Annotated in this window: 21 protein-coding genes and 1 pseudogene; 12 read left to right on the top strand and 10 right to left on the bottom strand. The window is 73.1% G+C overall.

Annotated features, from left to right (window positions below; all coding sequences use genetic code 11):
- Positions 1-225: 225 nt before the first annotated feature.
- From QSK52_RS37795 to QSK52_RS37765, 7 genes and pseudogenes are all read right to left on the bottom strand, one after another.
- A protein-coding gene (locus QSK52_RS37795; protein ID WP_285740816.1) for an IS5 family transposase occupies positions 226-1,043 on the bottom strand; the annotation gives its coding sequence in 2 pieces (ribosomal slippage) (positions 226-686 and positions 686-1,043; 819 coding nt in all).
- A gap of 38 nt (positions 1,044-1,081) precedes the next feature.
- Positions 1,082-1,663, bottom strand: a pseudogene (locus QSK52_RS37790) (transposase); the annotation flags it as partial.
- A 422-nt stretch (positions 1,664-2,085) separates the two neighbouring features.
- Entirely contained in the window at positions 2,086-2,991 is a 906-nt protein-coding gene (locus QSK52_RS37785; protein WP_285740815.1) for an aminoglycoside phosphotransferase family protein, read from the bottom strand.
- A 52-nt stretch (positions 2,992-3,043) separates the two neighbouring features.
- Positions 3,044-4,018 carry an NUDIX hydrolase gene (locus QSK52_RS37780; RefSeq protein ID WP_285740814.1) on the bottom strand — a complete coding sequence of 325 codons (975 nt, stop codon included), beginning with the start codon at positions 4,016-4,018 and terminating at the stop codon, positions 3,044-3,046.
- A 115-nt stretch (positions 4,019-4,133) separates the two neighbouring features.
- Positions 4,134-5,663 carry an NUDIX hydrolase gene (locus tag QSK52_RS37775; protein ID WP_285740813.1) on the bottom strand — a complete coding sequence of 510 codons (1,530 nt, stop codon included), beginning with the start codon at positions 5,661-5,663 and terminating at the stop codon, positions 4,134-4,136.
- A 931-nt stretch (positions 5,664-6,594) separates the two neighbouring features.
- A complete protein-coding gene (locus QSK52_RS37770) occupies positions 6,595-6,966 on the bottom strand; it encodes a hypothetical protein (protein WP_285740812.1) in 372 nt (123 codons plus the stop codon).
- Between the two features lie 96 nt (positions 6,967-7,062).
- The gene (locus tag QSK52_RS37765; RefSeq protein ID WP_285740811.1) at positions 7,063-7,710 is read right to left on the bottom strand and encodes a peroxiredoxin-like family protein; all 648 of its coding nucleotides are present in this window, start codon (positions 7,708-7,710) and stop codon (positions 7,063-7,065) included.
- Positions 7,711-7,833: 123 nt separating this feature from the next.
- On the opposite strand from QSK52_RS37765, the gene QSK52_RS37760 reads away from it, so the two are divergent.
- Both QSK52_RS37760 and QSK52_RS37755 read left to right on the top strand, forming a co-directional pair.
- Positions 7,834-8,433, top strand: coding sequence for a TetR/AcrR family transcriptional regulator (locus QSK52_RS37760; protein WP_285740810.1), 600 nt, complete (start codon positions 7,834-7,836; stop codon positions 8,431-8,433).
- Positions 8,434-8,669: 236 nt separating this feature from the next.
- Positions 8,670-9,053 (top strand): hypothetical protein, encoded by a 384-nt coding sequence (locus QSK52_RS37755; RefSeq protein WP_285740809.1) that lies wholly within the window; start codon positions 8,670-8,672, stop codon positions 9,051-9,053.
- Between the two features lie 104 nt (positions 9,054-9,157).
- Here the strand turns inward: QSK52_RS37755 and QSK52_RS37750 are convergent, their stop codons facing one another.
- Entirely contained in the window at positions 9,158-10,090 is a 933-nt protein-coding gene (locus QSK52_RS37750) for a LysR family transcriptional regulator (protein WP_285740808.1), read from the bottom strand.
- Positions 10,091-10,196: 106 nt separating this feature from the next.
- Between QSK52_RS37750 and QSK52_RS37745 the strand changes: the two genes are divergently transcribed.
- The 10 genes from QSK52_RS37745 (at position 10,197) to QSK52_RS37700 (ending at position 19,977) form a co-directional block, all read left to right on the top strand.
- Positions 10,197-11,180 carry a fumarylacetoacetate hydrolase family protein gene (locus QSK52_RS37745; RefSeq protein WP_285740807.1) on the top strand — a complete coding sequence of 328 codons (984 nt, stop codon included), beginning with the start codon at positions 10,197-10,199 and terminating at the stop codon, positions 11,178-11,180.
- Entirely contained in the window at positions 11,177-12,148 is a 972-nt protein-coding gene (locus tag QSK52_RS37740) for a cyclase family protein (protein ID WP_285740806.1), read from the top strand. Before QSK52_RS37745 ends, QSK52_RS37740 begins: the two co-directional genes overlap by 4 nt.
- Positions 12,149-12,279: 131 nt before the next feature.
- Complete coding sequence (locus QSK52_RS37735) at positions 12,280-13,413, top strand: FAD-dependent oxidoreductase (protein WP_285740805.1); 1,134 nt, start codon at positions 12,280-12,282, stop codon at positions 13,411-13,413.
- On the top strand, positions 13,410-14,402 hold the full coding sequence (locus tag QSK52_RS37730; RefSeq protein ID WP_285740804.1) for an amidohydrolase family protein: 993 nt from the start codon (positions 13,410-13,412) through the stop codon (positions 14,400-14,402). Before QSK52_RS37735 ends, QSK52_RS37730 begins: the two co-directional genes overlap by 4 nt.
- Positions 14,403-14,417: 15 nt before the next feature.
- The gene (locus QSK52_RS37725; RefSeq protein ID WP_285740803.1) at positions 14,418-15,353 is read left to right on the top strand and encodes a VOC family protein; all 936 of its coding nucleotides are present in this window, start codon (positions 14,418-14,420) and stop codon (positions 15,351-15,353) included.
- A gap of 33 nt (positions 15,354-15,386) precedes the next feature.
- The gene (locus QSK52_RS37720) at positions 15,387-16,349 is read left to right on the top strand and encodes a fumarylacetoacetate hydrolase family protein (protein WP_285740802.1); all 963 of its coding nucleotides are present in this window, start codon (positions 15,387-15,389) and stop codon (positions 16,347-16,349) included.
- Positions 16,346-17,083 (top strand): SDR family NAD(P)-dependent oxidoreductase, encoded by a 738-nt coding sequence (locus tag QSK52_RS37715; protein WP_285740801.1) that lies wholly within the window; start codon positions 16,346-16,348, stop codon positions 17,081-17,083. The genes QSK52_RS37720 and QSK52_RS37715 overlap by 4 nt, the downstream gene beginning before the upstream one ends.
- A 22-nt stretch (positions 17,084-17,105) precedes the next feature.
- The gene (locus tag QSK52_RS37710) at positions 17,106-17,861 is read left to right on the top strand and encodes a CoA transferase subunit A (RefSeq protein ID WP_285740800.1); all 756 of its coding nucleotides are present in this window, start codon (positions 17,106-17,108) and stop codon (positions 17,859-17,861) included.
- Positions 17,861-18,496: a 3-oxoacid CoA-transferase subunit B gene (locus QSK52_RS37705; RefSeq protein WP_285740799.1), complete on the top strand. Its 636-nt coding sequence runs from the start codon at positions 17,861-17,863 to the stop codon at positions 18,494-18,496. The genes QSK52_RS37710 and QSK52_RS37705 overlap by 1 nt, the downstream gene beginning before the upstream one ends.
- A 338-nt stretch (positions 18,497-18,834) precedes the next feature.
- A complete protein-coding gene (locus QSK52_RS37700; RefSeq protein WP_285740817.1) occupies positions 18,835-19,977 on the top strand; it encodes an IS30 family transposase in 1,143 nt (380 codons plus the stop codon).
- 196 nt (positions 19,978-20,173) lie between these two features.
- On the opposite strand, the gene QSK52_RS37695 is transcribed toward QSK52_RS37700, so the two are convergent.
- Positions 20,174-22,873 carry a DUF11 domain-containing protein gene (locus QSK52_RS37695; RefSeq protein WP_285740798.1) on the bottom strand — a complete coding sequence of 900 codons (2,700 nt, stop codon included), beginning with the start codon at positions 22,871-22,873 and terminating at the stop codon, positions 20,174-20,176.
- A gap of 364 nt (positions 22,874-23,237) precedes the next feature.
- Positions 23,238-23,650, bottom strand: a 413-nt coding sequence (locus tag QSK52_RS37690) for a fasciclin domain-containing protein (RefSeq protein WP_285740797.1), incomplete at its 5' end; no start/stop codon positions are given.

The raw sequence follows: 23,650 nt of genomic DNA, 5'->3' as shown, positions 1-23,650 counted from the left end.
ATCACCGTCTTGGCCATGGACCTCGTACTGCCGGGGACAGATGCCATCGAGACCGGCTTCTTGGAATGAGACAGGACGGAGTGCGCATCTCCGGCGGGCTTTCGCGCGCATGCGTCACACCGGTCACACCCACCTCAGAAGCCATCCCTTGGAACCCGACTGGACAGCTCGAGAATCCGCATCAACCAGCGTTTTCATGGGTGAAACGCCCAGTAAGACCGTGTCCTACGTGGTGAGGCTTGCCAGTCGCTTGTAGCAGCAGAGGGTGGCGGCGAGGCCAAGGAAGGCCAGGTAGTTGACGGGGTTCCGTTCGTAGCGGTGGTTGAGTCTGCGGTAGCCGGTCAGCCACGACATCGTGCGTTCGATGACCCATCGGCGGCGTCCGAGGCGTTCGCTCGATTCGATGCCCTTGCGCGCGATGCGGACGCCGATGCGCTTGCCGCGCAGCCACTTTCGCAGGTGGGGCACGTCGTACGCTTTGTCGGCGTGAAGGCGTCCGGGCTTTTGGTAGCGGTCGCCCCAGGTGTGCTGTCTCATCAGGTAGGCCTCGACCACGGGCTTCAGGGCCTTGCTGTCATGTGTGTTGCCCGCGGTGACGGCAACGACCAGGGGCAGTCCGCCCGCGTCCGACAGGATGTGCATCTTGGAGCCCTGTTTGCCCCGGTCCACGGGGCTCGGACCTGTGAGTCCACCCCTTTTTTGGCCCTGACGTGCGCGGAGTCGAGCACGGCGCGGGAGACGTCCAACAGACCTGTGTCGCCGAGGCGTTGCAGGACCGCCTCGTGCAGCCGGCCCCACACCCCGGCTCGCGTCCAGATCAGGAAGCGACGATGGACGGTGGACTTGGAGACCCCGAAGCAGGGCGGCAGTGCACGCCAGGCGCACCCACTGACCAGCACGTAGACGATCGCCGCGAACAGCGTCTCATCAGGCGTGTTCTGCGTCCCGCCGCCCTGCGGCCGCACCCGGTCCGGCGGGATCAGCGGCCTGGCCAACTCCCACAACCCGTCCGGAACAATCCAACTCCATGTACCCCGCCCCATGCCCCGATCAACGAGCCACCACCACGTAGGACACGGTCTTAGCTGACCGCTTCGGCTGGCCGGGGCTCGTAGAAGGTCCCGTCGCGGAGCATGGCGAACAGGACGTCGACTCGGCGTCTGGCCAGGCAGAGGAGTGCTTGGGTGTGGCGTTTGCTCTGGCCGATCTTCTTGTCGTAGTAGGCGCGGGAGGCCGGGTCGCTGAGCGAGGCGAACGCGGCCAGGAAGAACGCCCGTTTCAGCTGCTTGTTGCCCCAGCGGGAGGGTTGCTCGCCGCGTATGGAGGACCCGGAACTGCGGGTCGCCGGGGCGAGGCCGGCGTAGGAGGCGAGGTGGGCGGCGGTCGGGAACGCGCTCGCGTCGCCGACGTCGATCAGGACGCGAGCGCCCGTCCGGGTGCCGATGCCTGGCATGGAGGTGAGGATCTTGGACAGGGGGTGCTCGTCCAGCAGTTCCTGGATCCGCTTCTCCAGGAGCTTGCGCTGGTCGAGGACGGCCCGCAGGGAGCCGGCCAGGCTCGGCACGATCAGCGCGGCCGCCTCGGTGCCCGGGACAATGACGGTCTGCTCGTCGAGCGCGGTGAGGATGTCCTCGACGAGGCGCTCGAACATGCGCGGGGCCAAGGGCCGGACGGCGCCGAGAGTGCGCGCCCTTGCCGACGTCCAGGCCGAGGAAGACGTCCACATCGCCGGTGTCGATCACGCTGTTCCCTTACGAGGTCGTGCTGCCCCGGCCTCGTTGGCGTGGCACCAGTCGCCGGCATCCACGTTACGAAGAGCCTCCCAGCACGCTGGTGGTCCTGTCTCTATCAGCGGTCTACCGATGCCTCCGGCCCGGTGACACCACCCCCCGGATCATGCGAACTACAGGGGGGAACAGTCATGCCGGACCGGAGGCCGGGAGCCCCATTGCGGGGCCACGAAGACGGTAACGGGGGGCAGGCGACGGCGGGGCCGAGGCGGTGGGGGACCAGGACGGTGATCGTGTCGGGGCCGGAGCAGCGGCAGCGTCCTCCTCCGCGGGGCGGGGCGGGCGGTGGCGCGGGTCAGGTGCGCGTGCGGTGGACGGCCGCGCGAGCGAGGGCGAGGCGGCCGCGCTCCTGCAGGTCCGCTCGGCCCTCGCGCAGACCGGTGCGCAGGTAGGAGGCGCCGAGCCGGACGGTCAGCAGCAACAGCAGCCGCTCCTCGACCGGTTCGAGCGGGCGGCCGTAGCCGGTGGAGAAGGCCTCGCGCAGATCGGGACGTTCGGGCCACAGCGCGCCCAGCAGCCAGACGAACTCCTCGACGACCAGGCCGTAGCGGGACCGTTCGAAGTCGATCAGGGCGTGCCGACCGGTGGCGGTGTCGATGAGCCAGTTGCGGGTCGCGTAGTCGCCGTGCAGGAAGAGCAGCGGCAGCCGGTCGGCCAGGGCGGGGATCTCGGCGGCCGCGGCGCCGACGAGGGAGAGCACGTCGTCCGGGACCTGCCCGGCCAGGGCCTCCCGGCACTCGGCGGCCTCCCGGGCGTGGGCGCCCATCGCCTCGCGCACCTGCGCCCGGTGGACGGCGGTGCCCGCGTCCGAGCGGTCGTGCCAGTGCCGCAGCAGCCGTCCGGCGTCCTCGTGCAGCCGCTGCTCCACGCCCCGCTCCAGCGGCAGGTCGCGCACGACGCGGCCGGGCAGTGCCGTGCTGAGGAGCGCACGCAGCCGCGGCTCGCTCGCCAGCAGCCGCGGCGCCCGTCCCTCCGCCAAGCTGCGGGAGGCGTGGGCGTAGCCGGTCACCTCGCGGGTGAACGCGCCGTCGTCCGGGCTGATCTTGACGAAGGCGGCGCCGCCGTCCGGGCCGGTGAGGCGCCACACCCGCGAGGTGGCCCGCGGCCAGGAGCAGTCGGCCGCCGTGACCGGGCCGGGCAGGTGGGCGGCGGCCCAGGCGAGCAGGCCGGGGGGCGGGGAGTCGGTCATCGGGTCGGTCATCGGGTCGGGCCTCCGGAGGGGACGGGCCGGGGCGCGGCGGGGCCGGTCGGTGTCAGCGGACGACGTAGGCGGGCACGCCGGTGCGTGCCGCGTCCAGGACGGCGAGGGTGAGCTGCGCGCGGCGGGGGTCGGTGTGTGCGGCCAGTTCGTCGCGGGACAGCAGGACGACCTCGGTGTGCTCGGCCGGGTCGAGGCGGATCCCGGCCACCTGCGCGGGGGTCAACGCGCCGCCGTGGAAGGCGAATCCGACCTTGGCGGGCCAGCCGCCCGCGGGCCGTTCGAAGACGGTGGCCAGCAGCGGCAGCCGGTCCGGGTCGGGCGGCAGGAGGATGCCGGTCTCCTCCGCGCACTCGCGCACCGCGGTGTGCAGCGGACTCGGGTCGGTGAACTCGACGTCGCCGCCCGCCCACTGGAGGCCCTTGGCCGGGTCGGTGGCGCGCAGCAGGACGGCCCTCCCGTCCTCGGTGGTGAAGAAGACGGAGCCCCACATCGGGGCGGCGGGGATGGTGGGCAGGTAGGCGGGCAGTGGCCGGTGCCCGGGCAGGGCGGGCGGCGGCGCGGTGTGACGGCGGATCAGGTCCGCTTCGTGGGCGGCGATCGGCTCCGGCAGATCGGCGGGCAGGACCCATGCGTGTTGGTCGTGCTCGGGGGACAGCCGTACCTCCTGCGGGTGGTCGAGGTGGGCGGCGATCACGTGCGCGCGGGTACGGGCGCCGCGGGAGTCGGTGCGGTCCGCGGAGCCGAGGTGGGCGGTGACGCGGACGCGCGTGAGGCCGCTCTCCTCGTCCAGCTCGCGTAGAGCGGCCGCGACGAGCTCCTCGCCCGGTTCGGTGCCGCCGCCGGGCAGCTCCCACAGCCCGGCCTGCAGCGTGCCGGGCGCGCGGCGCAGCAGCAGGACGCGGCCGGCCGGGTCGGTGAGCAGGACGCCGGCGGTGGTGCGTTCGACGCCGTCCGCCCGGGCCCGGGCCAGCGGGTCGGACAGCGGGTGGAACATCGGGGCGGACAGCGGGTGGGCGTCGGTGGTCACGGGGCACTCCAGGTGAGGGGGACCGGACCGGCCGGTCCCGGGTCGGTGAAGCCGAGGTCGCGGTGGGGCCGCGCGTGGCCGCCGCGGCGGTGGCGGTGGTGGGCGGGGCCGGTGGTCACGCCGGCCAGCCGAGGACGGACACCCGCTGGCCGAGGGCGATCCGGTGCAGGGTGTGCGCGGTGTACGGGACGGTGTCGGCGGGCAGGTCGTCGAGCGGCCACCACTCCAGCGCGGAGCACTTGTCCGGTTCGGCGTTGCGGAGCGCGCCCTCGTAGCGGGGGACGCCGAAGAAGAGCTGCACGCGGCTGCGGCCGTCGACGTCCAGGTGGTGCAGGGCGTGGAGGAGTTCGAGGTCGCCCTCGGCGATGGTGATGCCGAGTTCCTCCTCAGCCTCGCGCACCATCGCGGCGGTGACGGACTCGCCCGGCACCAGGTGGCTGGCCGGGGTGTGCCAGAGGCGGTCGGCGTAGCGGGTGTTGTGGCGGCGGCCGAGCAGCACGCGGCCGTGGTCGGTCAGGACGAGGTGCACTCCGACGACGCGAGTGACCGGGTCGCTCACCGGCGCGGCGGGCCGGGGCCGGGCGGCGGGCGGTCGGGCGAGGGGCGGTCGGGCGACGGGCGGGACGGCGGCGGTCGAGACGGCGGTGGTCGGGACGGCGGCGTGCTCCTGGACGAGGCGGCGGGTGGAGTCGCGCAGAACGAGGCGGTGCAGGTCCTCGGGGCCCACCCAGTGCACGAGGACGCCTTCGCGCAGGCCCACCTGGTCGGGGTGGCCGTCCCAGCGGGTGGCGAAGATCTGGATCGGAACGGCCAGGCCGTGGCGGTCGCTCGTCCACTCGACGGTCAGCGGCTCGACCGCGCCGAGGTGCAACCCGGGTGCCTCCTCGGCGAGTTCGCGCCGCAGCGTGGCCTCGATCGTGGCGTCCTGCGGTTCGCGTCCGCCGCCGAGCAGGCTCCACTCGCCCGGTGCCCAGATGTGCGGGTGGTTGTCGCGCAGGTGGAGCAGGTACCGGCCGCGGCCGTCGTGGACGAGGGCGGAGGCGTTCACCGGCTCCGGGACGCCGGTCAGGCCCGCGCGGAGGAGTTTGGCGCGCAGGGCGGGGGAGGGGACCTCGGCCAGCGGGCGCCACTCGGCTCCGGTGACCTCGTCGGGCCGGAGGCGTACGGGTGGCGGCTCGTCGTCGACGAGGTGCAGGACGAAGCGGAAGTCGTAGTGCCGGTGGGCGCCTTCGCCCCCGGCGGGGTTCGGGTCGAGGTCGTCGACGTCGAGGTCGGTGCCGATGTCGACGGGGGCGTCGAGCAGGTGGGGGGTGAGGCAGAGCGCCCCGGGCGGGATGCCGGTCTCCTCGGCGACCCCGCGGACCGCGGTCGCCAGCAGGCTCCCGTCGGTGGGCCCGCCGTGCCCGCCGGGGCACCGGAGCAGTCCGGTGGCCCGGCGGCGGACGTGCAGGACGCGCAGGTCGCGGTCGACGACGACGCCGCTGCAGGTGACCTGCGCGGGCGGGGTGGTCTGGTCGGTCGGGTCGGTCGGGTCGGTCGCGGAGGCCGACAGGTCCAGCAGCGGCTGGAGCCGGGCGCGTTCGCCGGGATGGCGCTGGAGGTAGGCGTGGGTGGTGGCGGCGATGTCCGCGGGGGTGACAGGCAATCAGGGCTCCGTATCCGGTGTCACGGGACGGGCCGACCTCGCAGGCCGGAACGGCAAGTCTCAGTGTTTCAAGACGTGTTCGGTGCTCGACGGGAGTGCCCGGGTCCGATGCCCGGGGGTCCGATGCTCGGGGATCGGGCGGGCGTTGTTCAAGTGGGCCCCCTCCGGGCGCGCCCGGGTCGAACGGTGCGTTTTCGAGCACCCGGGCGGTGCCGTCCATCGCGGTGTCCACCTGCCCGCGGCTGCCTCCGGACGGGCTGCCGCTGCCCAGCGTGCAGGCGGCGAGAGCCTGTTCGAGGGCGGCGGCTCGGTTCTCGACCGAGGCGCTACGGGCGCCGGAGCCGGCGAGGAGGTCACGGAGGGCGCGGCCGTCGCCGGATTCATCCGTTCGACTGACGGCGGCCCGGGCGAGGTTTCGGGCGGTGGTCGCGGTGGCGGCCGGGCGGTGGTCGGTGGCGGTGAGGGCGTCGAGGGCGTCGAGGGCTCGGGTGCCGTCGGCGGTCACGGCCCGCCGCAGCCGCGGTCGGAATCGAACGCCTGGCGTCGAGCCGCCGGGGAGCGGGTGGTGTCGACGGAGCAAGGCGTTGGCCCGCCGACTCCCACGGCCCGTCCCACCCCGCGGTCGGCGCCGCCCTGATGGCCTGTACCCGCGCCGCACGGCGAGCCGGGGGCGAGGACGGCGAAGTGCTGACGGGAGTGCTGGACGGGAGCACGTCCTACGTGCAGTTCGCCCGCCGGGTACCGACGGTGGACAGGTGGCACGGACACCTCGCGTACACGACGCTGCGTCACTTGACGTTGTGCGCCGGCACCCCGTGAGCCGGGTGGCCGCGACGCGGTCTGCGCAGGCGGCCCCGGCCGAGCCGGAGGCCGGGACGCCGTCGTCCGCCGCGGCCGCCCCGACCCCGACGAGGCGACCGGCGGACCTGTGCTACCTGCCGAAGTCCTCGGCCACCTGCGCCGCGTCGGCTCGGAGGTCGAAGGGCTCCGGCGAGCCGTCGTCGGTGGACCACCGGACGGCCGGGGTGGTGGGGGCGAGGTCCTTCAGGAGGGTGTGGAGGACGAGGACGGGCGCTTCGAGCGGCTCCCGGTCACGGAAGGCGAAGAACCGCAGGTCGTGGTGGTAGACGATCGCGCAGCGCTCGTCGCCGACCCGCACGTCGATCTCCAGGGCGCCACGGGGCACCACGCCGGCGGTGCTCTCGGGCCAGTGCCGTCGCACGGCCTCGACGAGCTGCTGTTCGGTGAACGGCCAGGCCGGGGCGGCGGAGCGGTCGGCGCTGACGTAGAAGGTGGCTCCCACGGTGTCCTCTTCCGAGACGGGCTGCCGGGCTGACGGCGTCGGACCAGGGGACCACACGGCTCTCCCCGGGTGCACCCCGTGCGGCCGGTCCTCCGGTCAGGAGAGGGCGTCGAGTGCGGTGAGGACGTCGGCGGGCTCGGCGCGGCTGGTGTAGTCGGTGTCGACGAAGGCCCAGCGGATCAGGCCCGCCCGGTCGATGACGTAGGTCGCGGGGAGGGGCAGGGTGCGGGCGTGGCCGGCGTTGGAGCGGTGGAGGTCGATGCCGAGGCCCTCGTAGACGGCCGCGAGGTCGTCCGGCAGGTCGTGGGCGAGGCCGTACTGCTTGGCGGTGTCGCAGCCGGTGTCGCTCAGCACGTCGAAGGCCAGCTCGTTCTTCTCCGCGAAGGACAGCGATTCGTCGGACACCTGCGGGGAGACGGCGACCAGGCGGGCGCCGCGGGCGGTGACGGCGTCGTGGTGCTGCTGGAGGGAGCGCAGGGCGATGTTGCAGTACGGGCACCAGGAGCCGCGGTAGAAGGTCAGCACCACCGGGCCGTCGGCGAGGAGCCCGTCCAGGGCGACGGCCCGTCCGGTGGCCGAGGGCAGGGTGAAGGACGGGGCCTTCGCCCCCTCGGCCAGGGCGGTCTCCGCCTGCCCGGACGCGGCCAGTTCCCGGGCGGCGCGCCGCATGACGGCGCGGACGTCCGCGGGGATCTGCTCCTGGCGGCGGTCGAAGAACGCGCGCAGCTCGGCGTTGACACTCATCGGGTCTCTTCCCTCCGGAGAACTTGGAACGGCCATTCCAAGATAGGGGCCGGGGCGTGCACCGCGTCAATCCCTCCGGGCGGATATCCTGGAATCCTCATTCCAAGTTGACGAGGGGGCGTGGTGGCGGACGTCAAGCACTTCGACCCGGACGCGACCCTGGACACGGTGGTGCGGCTGTTCTGGCGTCAGGGCGTGGCCACTACGGGCATCCAGGACGTCGTGGACGCGACCGGGCTCAACCGCTCCAGCCTGTATGCGACGTTCGGCGGCAAGCAGGAGCTGTACCGCGCCGCCCTCGAACGCTACGTCGACAGCCGCTCGCGACCCGTCCTCGACCGGCTCGAAGGGGACGGCCGGGGGCTCCCGGCCATCGCGGAGTTCTTCGCCGAACTGATCGAGACCCGCTGCACCGGCGAGTACGCCCAGTGGGGCTGCATGGTCTCCAACGCCCACGCGGGCGCCGAGAACGGCGACCCCCGGGTCCGGGCCCTCCTCGACCGGCAGCACCAGCGCCTGCGCGACGCCCTCCGCGCCGCTCTCGCCTCCGCCCAGCGGCAGCACCAACTCGCCGACGGAACCGACCCGGACGCCGCGGCCGAGGTCCTCGCCCTGCTGGCCCACGGCGTCAACCTCCGCTCCCGGGCCGGGGCCGACGCGCAGCAGCTGCGCACGACGCTCGCGGCCGCCCTCGCCGCGGTGACCGGCGCGCCACGGGCCTGACCTCCGCGGGCGGTCGGCTGAACCCCCTGCTGCGACGGCCCTGTTCGCCCGTTCCGACGGCGAGCCGCGCTGCGCGTGGCAGGCTCCGGGTGGCAGGCAGTGACGCGGACGGCACCTGCACCACCCTCGCCGACCCGCAGCAGCCCCGGGCGGAGGCGACGAAGGAGGCTGTGCACGGGCCGTGCCGTAGCCTGCCGGGGCCTTGAGGGTCGCGGAGCGGAGGGGAAGGGGGAGCGGTGGCGGGCCGGTACCACGTGATGGCGGACCAGGAGCGCGGCGGATCCTGGACGTTCGGCTTCGAGCAGGTGGAGCGGGCGCTCCTCGAGGCGTGGCCGTCGGTCCGGGTGGGCGGTCCGGTGACGCAGGTCGGGGCGTGCGAGCTGAGCGTGCCCGTCGACGGTGTCGAGGACCCGGTGGAACTCGCCTACTTCGCGGAACGGCGGTTCTTCGCGTTCGCCGACCAGGACCCGCTCGCCGCCCCGTTCCGGGTGGTCTTCACCGTGCTGGCCGCCCTCAGCCCGGCGGCCCCCGTCGTGTGGACCACCGCCTGGGACGCCACGCCCCGCCGGGTCGACCTGTCGGTGGGCCTGTCCCAGCTGCTGCGCCCGTTCGAGTCGTAGCGCCGACGGGTGCCGAGGGCCTCCCTCCGGGGCGGTCGGCGGTCGGCGGTCGGCGGTCGTGCGGTCGTGCGGTCGTGCGGGTGTCCGTCGTCGTCATTCGTCCGTCATTCATCGGACGGATGACGCCGCGTCGGCTCCGGCAGTTCGGCGCCGACGCGTGCCGCGGTCTCGCGCAGCCACTGGTGGGCGGCGTCCTGGGTGTGGACGGGGTGCCACCAGAAGGCCTCCACCAGCGGTACGGGGTCGAAGGGGCACGGGAGCGTGCGGACGCCGCCGTGCGGGCCGATGCGGTCGGCGAGGCGTTCCTGGACCAGGGCGACCCGGCGGGTGCCCGCGACCATCGCGGGCAGCAGCTGGAAGGTCTCCACGGAGACCTCGACCCGCGGTTCGACGCCGAGCAGCGCGAGCTGGCGGGCCGCCGGGGCGTCGTGGGTGCGCTGGTAGACGGCCCAGGGGAGGCGGGCCAGGTCGCCCAGGGTCAGGGCGTCGCCGACCTCCGGGTGGTCGTCGGCGAGCAGGCAGACCCAGCGGTCGGTGTACAGGTCGAGGGAGGGGAAGCCGCTGATGACGCCGTGCGGCAGCAGCAGCCCGTCGGCGGTGCCGAGGAAGTCGTCGATCGAGTCGACCAGGGTCGGGCCGGCCTGCCGGAAGCGCAGCCGGACGCCGGGCGCCTCGGCGTGCACGGCCCGGGCGAGCGGGGCGCCGAAGACGGCGGAGCCGTAGTCGGAGGAGAACAGGGTGAACTCGCGCTCCGCGGTGGCCGGGTCGAAGGACGTCTGGCAGGTGAACACCCGTTCCAGCAGGTCGCAGGCCGGTCCGGTCATGGCGAGCAGCGCGGTGCCGAGCGGGGTGAGGGTGTAGCTGTTGCCCGTGCGGGAGAGCAGGTCGTCGTCGAAGTGCTTGCGCAGCCGGGCGAGGGCGGCGCTCGTGGCGGGCTGGCTGAGCCCGAGCCGCTGCCCCGCCCGGGTCACGTTGCGCTCCTCCAGCAGGGCGCGCAGCGCCGGGACCAGGTTGAGGTCGAGGGTCGCGAGGTTCATAGGGCACCCGCATATCTGTCCGGTGGATGGTGGGTATCAGCAGAATCGATTTCCATGATTGCCGCGGTGGGGCCAGATTAGTCGCAACGCATCGGGAGGAAACCTCGTGGCAACACACGCGCAACTCTCCGGCCCCTTCGCCCTCGGCACGTTCGCCGACGGCGACGGCGCGCCGTTCCCCGGCCTGGTCGTCGACGGCCGGGTCCTGGACCTCCGCGGCAGCCCCGCGCTCGGCAGCCCCGCCACCACCCGCGACCTGCTGGAGCGCTGGGCCGAGGCGCTGCCGGTCCTGCACGACCTGGCGGCCCGGACGGACGGCGCCTGGCGTCCCGTCGAGGGCCTGCGCACCCTCGCCCCGGTCGAGCCCCGGCAGTTGCTGCAGTCCGGCGCCAACTACCGGCAGCACGTGATCGACCTGGCGGTCGCGCACCGCCCCGCCGAGGACACCCGCCCCGTCGAGCAGGCCCGCGCCGAGATCGGCGCGATGATGGACCGCCGGGCCGCCGAGGACCAGCCGTACGTGTTCATCGGCCTGCCGTCCTCGATCACCGGCCCCTACGACGACGTGCTCCTCCCGCACTGGTGCACCAAGCCGGACTGGGAGCTGGAACTCGCCGCCGTCATCGGCGCCCCCGCGTACCGGGTCACCCCCGAGCAGGCGCTCGGGCACGTCGCCGCGTACACCATCGCCAACGACCTGACCGCCCGTGAACTGGTCTTCCGCCGCGACATGCCGGAGATCGGCACCGACTGGCTGCGCTGCAAGAACGCCCCCGGCTTCACCCCGCTCGGCCCCTACCTGGTGCCCGCCGCGTTCGTCGGGAACCCTGCCGACCTGCGGGTCACGCTGGAGCTCAACGGCGAGACCATGCAGGACGAGTCCACCGCCGACATGCTGTTCGACGTGGCGCGGATGGTCTCCTACGCCTCGCAGACCACCCGGCTGCTGCCCGGCGACGTGGTCCTCACCGGCAGCCCCGCCGGGAACGGCATGCACTGGGGCCGCTTCCTCACCGACGGCGACGTCATGGACGGCACCATCACCGGCCTGGGCGCGCAGCGCACCCGCTGTGTCAGGGAGTCGGCGTGAGCGGCCTCGACCGCACCGACCCCGAGGGCGCGATAGCCGCCGCCGCGCAGGCGTACTCCAACTGGGGCCGCTGGGGCGCCGAGGACCGGCTCGGGACGCTCAACTTCCTGGACGAGGCCAAGCGGCAGCAGGCGGCCGGACTGATCCGGCAGGGCGTCAGCTTCTCGCTCGCCCAGCGCTTCGACATGGACGGCCCGCAGCGCGGCTGGCGCCGTCGCACCAACCCCGTGCACACCATGCTCGACACCGGCACCGACGCCGCCGCCGGACTGCAGGGCTTCCCGCACGGCATCGGCGGCGCCGACGACGTGATCGCGATGCCGCTGCAGTGCTCCACCCAGTGGGACGGCCTCGGCCACATCTTCGACCACGGCAAGGCGTGGAACGGTCGCGACGCCGCCACCACCGTCACCTCCGAGGGCGACCTCGTCACCGGCATCGAGCACATGGCCCACCAGATCGCCGGACGCGGCGTCCTGCTGGACGTCGGACGGGCGATCGGCACCGACGGCGAACTGCCCGACGGCTTCGCGGTCACCGAGGAGCACCTGCGCGCCACCGTCGAGGCCCAGGGCCCGAGTTCGGCCGTCGGCCGCGGCGACCTGGTGGTCGTCCGCACCGGCCGGCTCAGCCGGGCGCGACGCGAGGGCTGGGGCGAGTACGCGGGTGGCCCGGCGCCCGGTCTGTCCTTCACCACCGCCGGGTGGCTGCACGGCAGCGAGATCGCCGCGATCGCCACCGACACCTGGGGCTTCGAAGTGCGGCCCAACGAGTTCGACCACGCCTTCCAGCCGCTGCACCAGGTCGCCATCCCCCACATCGGCCTACTGATCGGCGAGATGTGGGACCTGGACGCCCTCGCCGCGCACTGCGCCGACGACGGCCGTTACGAGTTCTGGCTGACCGCTGCCCCGCTGCCGATCACCGGCGCGGTCGGCTCCCCGGTCAACCCGATCGCCGTCAAGTAGTCCGCGCGACCGCTCCGGACCGCCGGTCGGTCGAAGCGCCCGGACAGCCCTCGGCCGACCGGCCCCCTTCCCCTGTTCTCTCCCGTCCGCCGTGCGACGAGGCGCGGCCCACCCGCCAGGGAGCAACCCCCATGACATCCACCCGTGTTCGATCCGTCCTGGTGATCGGTGGCGGCACCGCAGGCAACGGTCTGACGGTGCTGCTGCGCCGGGCCGGGATCGCCGTCGACCTGGTCGAGGCCAAGCCGGACTGGAACGTCTCCGGTTCCGGAATCACCTTGCAGGGCAACGCACTTCGGGCCCTGCGCGAGATCGGCGTGTGGGAGCATGTCCGCGCGTCGGGTTTCGCGTTCGACGAGGTCGGCCTCACCGCTCCCGACGGTACCGTGCTGCACGTCGCGCGTGACGCGCGCACCGGTGGCGAGGACCTGCCCGCGACCGTGGGCATGCAGCGTCCGCAGTTGCAGCGCATCCTGATCGACGCGGTGAAGGCGTCTGGCGCGAACGTCCGCCTCGGCACCACCGTCACCGCCCTGCGGGGCGACGCGGAGGGGGTGGACGTCGAGTTCTCCGACGGGAGTTCGGGCCGTTACGACCTGGTGGTCGGCGCGGACGGCATCTCCTCCGCGACCCGCGCGATGATCGGCATCGAAGAGCGGCCCGAACCCACCGGCATGGCGATCTGGCGCACCCCCGCCCCGCGCCCCGCCGGGGTGGAGCGCACCGACCTGACCTACGGCGGCCCCGCGTACATCGCGGGCTACTGTCCGACCGGGCCCGACACCGTCTACGCCTACCTGGTCGAGCCCAAGCGCGACCGCGCCACCATCGACCCGGCCGACTACGCCGAGGAGATGCGCCGCCTGGCGGCCGGGTACGGCGGCCACTGGGAGCAGATCGCCGCGTCCATCACCGACCCGGCGCAGGTCAACTACACCTGGTTCGACCGGCACCTGGTCGAGGGCCCCTGGCACCGGGGCCGCGTGGTGCTGGTCGGCGACGCCGCTCACGCCTGCCCGCCCACCCTTGCCCAGGGTGCTGCGATGTCCCTGGAGGACGCCCTCGTCCTCGCCGAACTCCTCACCGGTGCCGAGGAGTTCGACGAGCAGTTGTTGCTCGACTACCACGCCCGGCGGCTGCCGCGGGTGCGGATGGTGGTGGAGAACTCCTGCCAGCTGGGCCGGTGGCTGATGGACGGTGTCCGCGATGCCGACGTGCCCGGTCTGATGGCCCGCACCACCGCCGTCCTGAAGGAGGCCCCGTGACCGGCCCCGCCGTCGACGTCCACGCCCACCTGCTGCTGCCCGAGGTCGAAGCCCTCGTCGCCGGACAGGTCGGCCTCGCCCACGCCAGGGCCCTGGACGCCCGCCGCAACGGCCCCAAGGCGCTGTCCGTCAACGGCCCGATGGTCGCCGCCCGCGTCCCGCTGCTCACCGACCCGGCCGCCCGGCTCGCCGCCATGGACGCGCAGGGGGTCGACGTGCAGCTGGTCTCCCCGTCGCCCTCGCACTACCACTACTGGGCCGACGAGGAGACGGCGCGCAAGGTCTGGGAGGCGGCGCACACCGCCACCGCCGCGCACTGCGCCGCCGCCCCCGAACGGCTGCGCGGCCTGGGCCTGATCCCGCTCCAGCACCCGCACCTCGCCGTCGAGGCACTCGACCACGCGCTGTCCCTCGGCCTGCTCGGCGTCGAACTCTCCAGCCACGCACCGGGGGTGGAGCTCTCCGCCCCGGCCCTCGAACCGTTCTGGTCCCGGGCCGCCGAGACCGGCGCCGTGCTGTTCCTGCACCCCTTCGGCTGCACCCTCGACGAGCGCCTCGACCGCTGGTACCTGTCGAACACCGTCGGCCAGCCCGCCGAGAACGCCGTCGCCCTCTCCCACCTGATCTTCTCCGGGGTCCTCGACCGGCACCCCGGCCTGAAGCTGATCGCCGCGCACGGCGGCGGCTACCTGCCCACCCACATCGGCCGCTCCGACCACGCCTGGCGCGTCCGTCCCGACGCCCGCGGCTGCGCGCACGAACCCAGCTCCTACCTGCGGCGGCTGTACTTCGACTCCCTCGTCCACGACCCTCATGTGCTACGGGAGTTGGTTCGAGCGGCGGGCGCCGACCGGGTGCTGCTCGGCTCCGACTTCCCGTTCGACATGGGCACCGAGGACCCGCTCGCCGCCCTCACCGAGGCCGGTCTGCCGCCCGCCGACCACGCCGCCGTCCGTAGCACCAACGCCATTGCCCTGCTGGGCATTTGACCGAGGAGAATTCCCATGAACCGCCTGCTCACCCACCTGCGGCACGTCGACCTGGCCGTGCCCGACTTCGAGAAGCAGCTCGACTTCTACTCCGGCGTCTGGGGCCTGACCGAGACCGCCTCCGACAACGGGATCTCCTTCCTGGCCGCCGAGGGCTCCCCCGAGCAGTACGTGGTGCGCCTGCGCCGAGCGGAGGAGAAGCGCCTCGACCTGGTCTCCTACGGCGCCGCCAGCCCCGCCGACGTCGACACCCTCGCCGAGCAACTGCTCTCCCAGGGCGTGCAGTTGATCACCCGCCCGGGTGCCGTCGACACCCCCGGCGGCGGCTACGGCTTCCGCTTCTTCGACTGCGACGGCCGCACCGTCGAGGTCTCCGCCGACGTGGCCGCCCGCCGGCACCGCCGGATCGAGGCCCAGGAGTCGATCCCCGTCCGGCTCTCCCACGTCGTCCTCAACTCGCCCGACCTGGACCGCACCCGCCGCTGGTACGAGCAGCACCTCGGCTTCCGGCTCTCCGACACGCTGTCCTCCCCGCACATGGGCGAGGTCATGCACTTCCTGCGGATCAGCAACCAGCACCACTCGATGGCCCTCGCCAAGGGCCCGCACACCTCGCTGCACCACGTCTCGTTCGAACTGCGCGGCCTGGACGAGTACATGTACGGCACCGGGCGGGTGCTGCGGGCGGGCGTCCGCAAGATCTGGGGCCCCGGACGGCACCTCGCGGGCAACAACACCTTCTCGTACTTCCTCGACCCGCACGGCAACACGGTCGAGTACACCACCGAGCTGGAGTCCCTGGACGAGGACACCTGGCACCCGCACGTCTACGACTTCTCGCAGCCCGAGGTCACCGACCAGTGGGGCACCGCCAACCCTATGAGCGAGATCGTCGCCAGGGAGTCCTTCAACGACGTCGACCGCGGCGTCTTCGTCGCCCCGCCGGTCTGACCCGCCCCGACCGACCCGAGGAGGTACCGCCCCATGCGCTTCGCCACCTACCGGTACGAGGGCCGCCGCCACTGCGGCGTGCTCGCCGACGACCGCCTGCACCCGCTGCCCGACGGCACCGACCTGCTCGACCTGATCCGCTCCGGCGCCGAGGCCCTGCACGCCGCCGGTCGCACCGCACTGGCCGGTCCGCCCGGCCCGGCCGTCGGCGAGGTGCGCCTGCTGCCGCCGATCCAGCCGCCCACCGTCCGCGACTTCGTCGCCTTCGAGGAGCACGTCGAAGGCGTCCGAAAGAGCGTCGACGGCGTCGCGGGCGTCCCCGACCAGTGGTACGCCGCACCGACGTTCTACTTCGGCAACCCCTACGCGGTGATCGGCGCCCACGACGACGTGCCCGTGCCGCCCGGCTCGCAGGCCCTCGACTTCGAACTGGAGGTCGCGGCGGTGATCGGCCTCGAAGGCAGCGACCTCACCCCCGAACAGGCCCGCGCGCACATCATCGGCTACACGGTCCTCAACGACTGGTCGGCCCGCGACCTGCAGTCCGCCGAGATGCAGGTGGGCCTGGGCCCCTGCAAGGGCAAGGACACCGCCACCACCCTCGGCCCCTGGCTGGTCACCGCCGACGAGCTCGAACCGCACCGGGACGAGGACGGCTTCCTGCACCTGGCGCTCACCGCGAGCGTCAACGGGCTGGTCGTCGGCACCGACCTGCTCTCCAACATGGGCTGGACCTTCGAGGACCTGGTCGCCTACGCCTCGCGCGGCACCACCGTCCGCCCCGGTGACGTGCTCGGCTCCGGCACCATGGGCAACGGGGGCTGCCTGGCCGAACTCTGGGGCCGCAACGGGGCGCAGCAGCCCGCGCCGCTGAAGGTCGGCGACACCGTCACCCTCACCGTCGAAAGCATCGGGACGACCGCCAACACCGTCGTCCCCGGCGCCGCACCGCAGCCGATCCCCGCCGCCCGCCCGCGTCCCCGGACCCGCCCGTGACCGGGGAGGGGCGACTGGCCGGACGGGTGGTCGTCGTCACCGGCGCCGCCCAGGGCCAGGGCGCGGCCGAGGCCCGGGCGCTGGCCGCCGAGGGCGCCGTCGTGGTCGCCACCGACGCCCGCCCCGCCCCCGATTGCCGGGCCCTGGACGTCACCGACCCGGATGCCTGGGCCCGGCTGGCAGCCGACCTGCGGGCCGAGCACGGCGTGGTGCACGGCCTGGTCAACAACGCGGGCGTCACCTGGCGGGCCCGGCTCGGTGAGGTCACCGCCGCGGACTTCGCCCGCGTCCACGCCGTCAACGCCACCGGCCCGCTGCTGGGCATGCAGCACCTCGCCCCGCTGATGCCGCCCGGCTCCTCGATTGTCAACGTCGGCTCCGCGGCCGCGCTCACCGCGCACTACCCCGTCGCCTACACCGCCAGCAAGTGGGCGCTGCGCGGCCTCGCCAAGGCCGCCTGCCTGGAACTCGGGCCGCTCGGCATCCGGGTCAACACGATCCACCCCGGCTTCATCGAGACCGAGATGACCGCCACCGCCCCGCCCGCGTTCCGCGAAGCCAACCTGCGCGAGACCCCGCTCGGCCGCACCGGCACCGTCGACGAGGTCACCGGGCTGGTGGTTTTCCTGCTCTCCGACGAGGCGTCCTTCATCACCGGCGCCGAGATCCCCGTCGACGGCGGCTACACCGCCCACGGCGGCGCCAAGTCGATCTCCGACGCGCTCCGGACCTGACACCCACCCCGAGGAAGCACGCATGGACAAAGTCAGTCCCACCGCGGCCGCGGCGGTCGCCGACGTCCCCGACGGCGCGTCGCTGGCCGTCGGCGGCTTCGGCCTCAGCGGCATCCCCTCCACCCTGATCCGCGCCCTGCACGAGCAGGGCGCGGGCGGACTGCGGGTGGTGTCGAACAACTGCGGCGTGGACGGCGCGGGCCTGGGCCTGCTGCTGTCCGCCGGGCGGATCGCCCGGGTCACCGGCTCGTACGTCGGCGAGAACAAGGAGTTCGCCCGCCAGTACCTCGGCGGGGAGCTGGAGGTGGAGCTGGTGCCGCAGGGCACCCTGGCCGAGCGGCTGCGGGCCGGTGGCTGCGGCATCCCCGCCTTCTACACCCCGGCCGGGGTCGGCACCCAGGTCGCCGACGGCGGCCTGCCCTGGCGCTACGCGCCGGACGGCACGGTCGCGCTCGCCTCCCCGCCCAAGGAGCAACGCGTCTTCGACGGGCGGGAGTTCGTCCTGGAGCGGGGCATCACCACCGACTACGCGCTGGTCCGGGCCGCCCGCGGCGACCGGCACGGCAACCTGGTCTTCCACCGCGCCGCCCGCAACTTCAACCCGCTCGCCGCGATGGCCGGCCGGATCGCGATCGCCGAGGTGGAGGAACTCGTCGAGCCGGGCGAGCTGGACCCGGACCGGGTCCACCTGCCCGGCGTGTTCGTGCAGCGCGTCGTCGCGCTCACCCCCGCCCAGGCCGCCGACAAGGCGATCGAGAAGAGGACGGTGCGTCCCTGATGCCCTGGACCCGCCCGCAGATGGCCGCCCGCGCCGCCCGCGAACTCACCACCGGCAGCTACGTCAACCTCGGCATCGGCCTGCCCACCCTGATCCCCGACCACCTGCCGCCCGGCGTCGACGTCGTCCTGCAGTCCGAGAACGGCATCCTCGGCACCGGCCCCTTCCCCGCCGAGCAGGACGTCGACCCCGACCTGGTCAACGCCGGCAAGGAGACCGTCACCGTCCTCGCGGGCGCGTCGTTCTTCGACTCCGCGCTCTCCTTCGGCATGATCCGCGGCGGGCACGTCGACACCGCCGTGCTCGGTGCGATGCAGGTCTCCGCACGCGGCGACCTCGCCAACTGGATGATCCCCGGCGCGATGGTCAAGGGCATGGGCGGCGCGATGGACCTCGTCCACGGCGCCCGCCGCGTCCTCGTGCTGACCGAGCACACCGCCAAGGACGGCACCCCCAAGATCGTCGACACCTGCACCCTGCCGCTCACCGGCCGCGCCTGCGTCCACCGGATCGTCACCGACCTCGCCGTCCTCGACGTCACCCCCGAGGGCCTGGCGCTCGTCGAGACCGCGCCGGGCGTGACCACCGGGGAGGTGCTGGCAGCGACCGGCGCGCCCGTCCTGGTCCGGGCCTGAGCAGCACGCGCAGGAGGGCCCCTCCCGGAGGTCCTTGGGTTCTAGCGGTCCTCGCAACACTCATGATCATGGGAGTTGCGAGGACCATGGGCGGTAAGAGGCTTGATCCGGGATTGAAGAGGCTGTTCTTCGAGCGGCTTGATGCCGTCGGGAGTGTGTCCCCCGTGGCGCGTGAGCTGGGGCTGAACGTGAATACGGCGTTCGCCCTGGCTCGCAAGGCCGGTATGAACTACGGGCACCTGGGACACCCTGGGCGCGAGGAGTACACGAAGCTGCGGGCCGAGGGAGTCTCCAGGCGGGAAGCCGCCAAGCAGGTCGGGGTGCACCATCGCACCGCCATGGACTGGGACTGGGGTATCCGAAAGTCCAACAACTCGCGGATCTATCCCGACGGTCGACGTGTGGACTACACGACGGGAACCGTCACGATGTCCGATGTGATCACCACGGCACCCGTGAAGCAGGTGAGCCTCAAGTCCCTTGAGAAGAAGCTCCACCCCAGACTCCTCTCGCTCTCCGAGCGGGAACGGATACGCGACCTCCGCTCCGCGGGCCAGTCGCTGCGGGCCATCGGACGGGCCCTGGGGCGCCCGGCCAGCACTATCTCGCGCGAGCTGCGGAGAAACTCGGTGGCCGCCGGCTACCACCCCTACGCGGCACACAGGGCCGCCGCCGCGCGCAGGCCCCGCCCGAAGGAGCGCAAGCTGCTGCGCGAGGGTCCGTTGCGCGACTTCGTTCAGGACGGCCTGCGCAGACGGTGGTCTCCGGAACAGATCTGCCACGCCCTGGCCAAGGCCCACCCGGACGACCAGACCATGCGGGTGAGCGTGGAGACGGTCTATCAAGCACTTTATGCGCAGGCCAGAGACGGTCTGAGATGGGAAGTCCACACAGCCGTCCGCACTGGTCGAACGCGCCGCAAGCCGCGACGTGGCCCGGGCCGCCGCATCCCCCGCTTCAACGACCCGATGGTGATGATCGGCAGCCGTCCCGCCGAGGTCGAGGACAGGGCCGTGCCGGGGCACTGGGAAGGGGACTTGCTTGTTGGCGCGTTCGGCCGGTCGGCCATCGCGACCCTGGTCGAGCGGACCACCCGCTACACCGTGCTGGTCCACCTCCCCGACGGCTCCCGCGACTCCGCAGCCGTCCACGACGGGCTCGTCCGCGCCGCCCATGCCTTCCCGCCGTACCTACGCGGCTCTCTCACCTGGGATCAGGGAGCCGAGATGGCGCGTCACAAGCAGTTCACAGCGGCCACCGGGATGCCGGTCTACTTCTGCGACCGGGCCAGCCCGTGGCAGCGCGGCACGAACGAGAACACCAACGGTCTGCTGCGCCAGTACTTCCCCAAGGGCACCGACCTGAGCCGACACAGTCCCGAGGATCTCGAACACGTCGCCCGGGAACTCAACAGCCGCCCACGCAAGACGCTCGGTTGGGATACCCCGGCCGAGCGTCTACGCGATCTACACACAGCCTGAAGCCAGGATGAGGAGTCCACGCGGGGGGGCGTACATGCGCATAAGGCGGTCGTCGCGAGTGGTGCCGGACCCCGGCACGGGCGGCTGCGCTGTTCGGGCGACCTGAAGAACCGGACCCGAAGCCGCGGTGAGGGCGGGGATGTGTCCGCGGCGCGGCCGGATGACCGGTCGCGCCGCGGGGCGATGGTGCTGTGGGTCAGTGGTGACGCGGCCGGTTGCGTCGGCGCCACCACAGCAGGGCCGCGCCGCTCAGGAGCGCCGCACCGGCTGCGGCCGCGGCCGGTGCGGCGCCGTCCGTGCCGGTCGGCGGTAGGTGCCCGCCGCCTGAACCGCCTCCGTCCCTGGACGTCGGTGCGGGCGCGGGGGCGCTGGAGGAGGCCGAGGGCGAGGGGGAGGGGCCGGTGGTGGTCGGCGATGGGCTCGGCGCGGTGCTGCCGGTCGGGCTGACGGTCGGCGAGGGGCTGGCCGTGGTCGGCGACGGGCTGGGCGTGGGTCCGACGTCGCCGGTGGGCGACGGGCTGGGCGACGGGGACGGGATGGTGACGGTGGTCTCGGTGATGCAGGAGGTGTCGTCCGCGCAGGTGCCGGAGGTGCCCGGGACGGCGGTGTTGCGCAGGACGCGGTCACCAGTGTCGGGGGCGTTGACGGTGGCGCTGTAGGTGATGGTGGCGCGGGTGCCGGCGGCCAGCGGGCCGGACCAGGTCAGGGTGGTGCCGGTGACGGTGGCGCCGTTGGTGGCGTCGCCGTTGTAGGTGGCGTCGTCGAGGACGGCGGACAGGTCGTCGGTGAAGGCCGCCGGGGTGTCGGCGGTGAAGTCGGTGGTGCCGGTGTTGGTGACGGTGACGGTGTAGGTGACCTGGTCGCCGGGCCGGGCGGTGGTGAGGGAGGCGGTCTTGGCGATGGTGAAGGCGCGCGTGGTGACGGGCGTGCTGGTGGTGCAGGCGGTGGCGGTGGTGCAGGCGCCGTAGGCGCCGGGAGCGGCGGTGTTGGTCAGCACGGCGCCGGGCGCGGTGCCGGGCCGGAGGGTGGCGCTGTAGGTGAGGGTGGTGGTGGCGCCGACGGGCAGCGGCAGGTCCCAGGCGAGGGTGGTGCCGGTGAGGGTGCCGCCGTTGCTGGCGTCGCCCGCGTAGTCGGCGTCGTCGAGGACGCCGGAGAGGTCGTCGGTGACGTGGGCGGCGGGGGCGGCGCCGGGGCCGGTGCCGAAGGGCACGGCGCCGGTGTTGGTGACGGTCAGCGTGTAGGTGACCTTGTCACCGGGGACGGCGGTGGTGGGTGCGGCGCTCTTGCGCAGGGTGAACTCGGCGACGGGGGTGGTGCGTTGGCATACATCCGCACAGGTGCCGGTGCCGCCGGGCACGACGGCGTTGCGCAGCACGTGGTCGCCGGTGCCGGGGGAGTCGACCACGACGCTGTAGGTGAGGGTCCGGGTGGCGCCGACGTCCAGCGGGCCGGACCAGGCGACGCCCTCGGCGGTGGTCCGCAGGCCGCCGGTGAGGGAGGCCGGGTCGAGGACGGCGTCGTCCAGGACGTTGGCCAGGTTGTCGGTGAACGAGGCCGGGGCCTCGTCGGTGTAGGCGAGGGCACCGGTGTTGGTGACGGTGACGGTGTAGGTGACGCGGCCGCCGGGGCCGGTGAAGTCCGGGGCCTCGATCGAGGCGGCCTTGGCGACGGTGAACGAGGGGGCGGGCAGCCCGGCTGGGCAGGCGGTGGAGGAGGAGGTGTTGTTGGTCAGGTCAGGGTCGGCCTCGTTGCCGAGGACCTGCGCGGTGTTGCTGATGCCGCCGGTCGTGCAGTCGGTTCCGGCGGTGGCGGGTGCGGTGCCGGTGACCGTGAGGGTGGCGCTCTGCCCGGAGGCGAGCGGCCCGCCGCTGCACTGCAGGACGTGGTGCCCGCCGTCGTCGGTGACCACCGAGCAGCCGCTGCTGGTGGTGGCGGCGTTGGACAGCGTGTCGGGCAGGGTGTCGGTGACGACGTAGCCCGAGGAGGCGCCGGGGCCGCGGTTGGTGACGGTCAGGGTGTAGGTGAGGGTGTCGTTCGGGTTCCACTGGGCGGGGCCGGTCTTGGTGATCGCCAGGTCGGCCCTCTCGCCGGGGTAGGCGGCACCGTCGTTCTGGGTGTTCGCCGGGCCCTTGGTCGCCGAGACGATCACCGCGGACGGTGTCGCGGAGGCGGGGTCGACCAGGCGCAGCTGGTAGACGGTGCCGGTGACGTTGTTGGAGATGCCGATGTTCCCGTTGCCGTACACCCACTGCGCGCCGTACGGGTTGGCGGGCAGCTTGGGTGCGGCCACCGACAGCACCTCGCCGGTGGCCGGGTCGATCCGGTAGATCCGGCCGCCCTCGCCGTACACGCCCCACAGGTAGCCGGAGGCCCACACGAAGTCCGAGAGGTTCGGGACCTGCGCGGACAGCGCGATCCGGGTGGTGGTGCGGGCGGCGACGTTCACCGCGTACAGGTTGCGGTCGGCGGTGGCCAGCCGCACGTACAGGGTGTCGGCGCTCGGACCGTCGCCGAAGGTGCCCTGATTGTAGTTGAACTGACTGGACGGCAGGCCCACCTGCCCGAGGTTGGTCGCCGCACCGCCCTGGCCGATGCGCACCAGCGCGCCGTTGTCGTTGATCCCGTACAGGTAGTAGTCGGCGGTGCGGTAGCCGACCGCGTTGTAGCCGAAGGACGCCGTGCCCTGCTTGGCGAAGGTGATCGCCCCGGGCCCCTGGACGGCCTCGTACAGCGTCGTGGGCTCCCCGCGGGCCGGGCCCTGGGCCACGAACACCAGGCCCGGCCCAGCGGGGAACGGGTCCCCGGCCGCCGCCGTGGCCAACTGCAGCCCCCAGGGCAGGGCCGCGGCCGTGAGGCCGCCCGCCAGCATCAGCCCGATCCACCATCGACGCGCCATCGCGTCCGCCTTCCGTCCGTCAGCACGAGAACGGGCGGATCGTAAACCGACAACTTGTCATATATAGGAAATTTGCTCCGAATGCGGTCGTGGCGTCAAAGGCGGCACCCTCGGGCCGCCCGCAAGAACGTGCCAGGAGCCGGACCTACCCCGCCGAGGCCGCCACGGGGGCGGACGAGGCCGTCACCGCCTCGGTGCCTGCCGAACGTAACCTGGCTGCCGACGGCGGCCCACGCAAGGTGCCCGGCTGGGGGGATTCCAGCCGGGTACCTTGCGTGATCTACTCACCACCTAAGCCAGGCAGTGTTGCAACGACTCCTAGAACTGAAGGTCGCCGGGAGGGGCCCTTCTGTGGGACGGGGGGTCAGGAGGCGGGCATCAGGACGGTGTCGACGATGTAGACGGTGGCGTTGGCGGTTTGGACGTTGCCGCACAGGACCTTGGAGTTGCCGTTGACGGTGAAGTCGGGCGTGGTGCCGGTGACGGTGAGGTCGCCGCCCTCCAGGGTCTTGTGGGTGCCGGCCAGCGCGTCGGGGGCCAGGCGTTCGGGGGTGACGTGGTAGGTGAGGACCTTGGTGAGCTTGGCCTTGTCGGCGAGCAGGGCGTCCAGGTCGGCCTTGGGGATCTTGGCGAAGGCGTCGTTGGTGGGAGCGAAGACGGTGATGTTCTGTGCGGAGTTGAGGGTGTCGACCAGTCCGGCCTGCTTGACGGCGGTCACCAGGGTGGACAGCAGCGGGTTGTTCGAGGCGGCGGTGGCGACCGGGTCCTGGGCCATGC

The sequence above is a fragment of the Kitasatospora phosalacinea genome (assembly GCF_030268885.1).
GTDB lineage: Bacteria > Actinomycetota > Actinomycetes > Streptomycetales > Streptomycetaceae > Kitasatospora > Kitasatospora phosalacinea_C.
Note: the sequence above shows the minus strand (reverse complement) of the source record. Positions and strands in the feature narration are given on the sequence as shown.

Coding starts and splice junctions, on each gene's coding strand:
- QSK52_RS37785 (WP_285740815.1), bottom strand. CDS start 2,991: ATGACCGACCCGATGACCGACTCCCCGCCCCCCGGCCTGCTCGCCTGG.
- QSK52_RS37765 (WP_285740811.1), bottom strand. CDS start 7,710: ATGAGTGTCAACGCCGAGCTGCGCGCGTTCTTCGACCGCCGCCAGGAG.
- QSK52_RS37750 (WP_285740808.1), bottom strand. CDS start 10,090: ATGAACCTCGCGACCCTCGACCTCAACCTGGTCCCGGCGCTGCGCGCC.
- QSK52_RS37735 (WP_285740805.1), top strand. CDS start 12,280: ATGACATCCACCCGTGTTCGATCCGTCCTGGTGATCGGTGGCGGCACC.
- QSK52_RS37725 (WP_285740803.1), top strand. CDS start 14,418: ATGAACCGCCTGCTCACCCACCTGCGGCACGTCGACCTGGCCGTGCCC.
- QSK52_RS37720 (WP_285740802.1), top strand. CDS start 15,387: ATGCGCTTCGCCACCTACCGGTACGAGGGCCGCCGCCACTGCGGCGTG.
- QSK52_RS37710 (WP_285740800.1), top strand. CDS start 17,106: ATGGACAAAGTCAGTCCCACCGCGGCCGCGGCGGTCGCCGACGTCCCC.
- QSK52_RS37705 (WP_285740799.1), top strand. CDS start 17,861: ATGCCCTGGACCCGCCCGCAGATGGCCGCCCGCGCCGCCCGCGAACTC.
- QSK52_RS37700 (WP_285740817.1), top strand. CDS start 18,835: ATGGACTGGGACTGGGGTATCCGAAAGTCCAACAACTCGCGGATCTAT.
- QSK52_RS37695 (WP_285740798.1), bottom strand. CDS start 22,873: ATGGCGCGTCGATGGTGGATCGGGCTGATGCTGGCGGGCGGCCTCACG.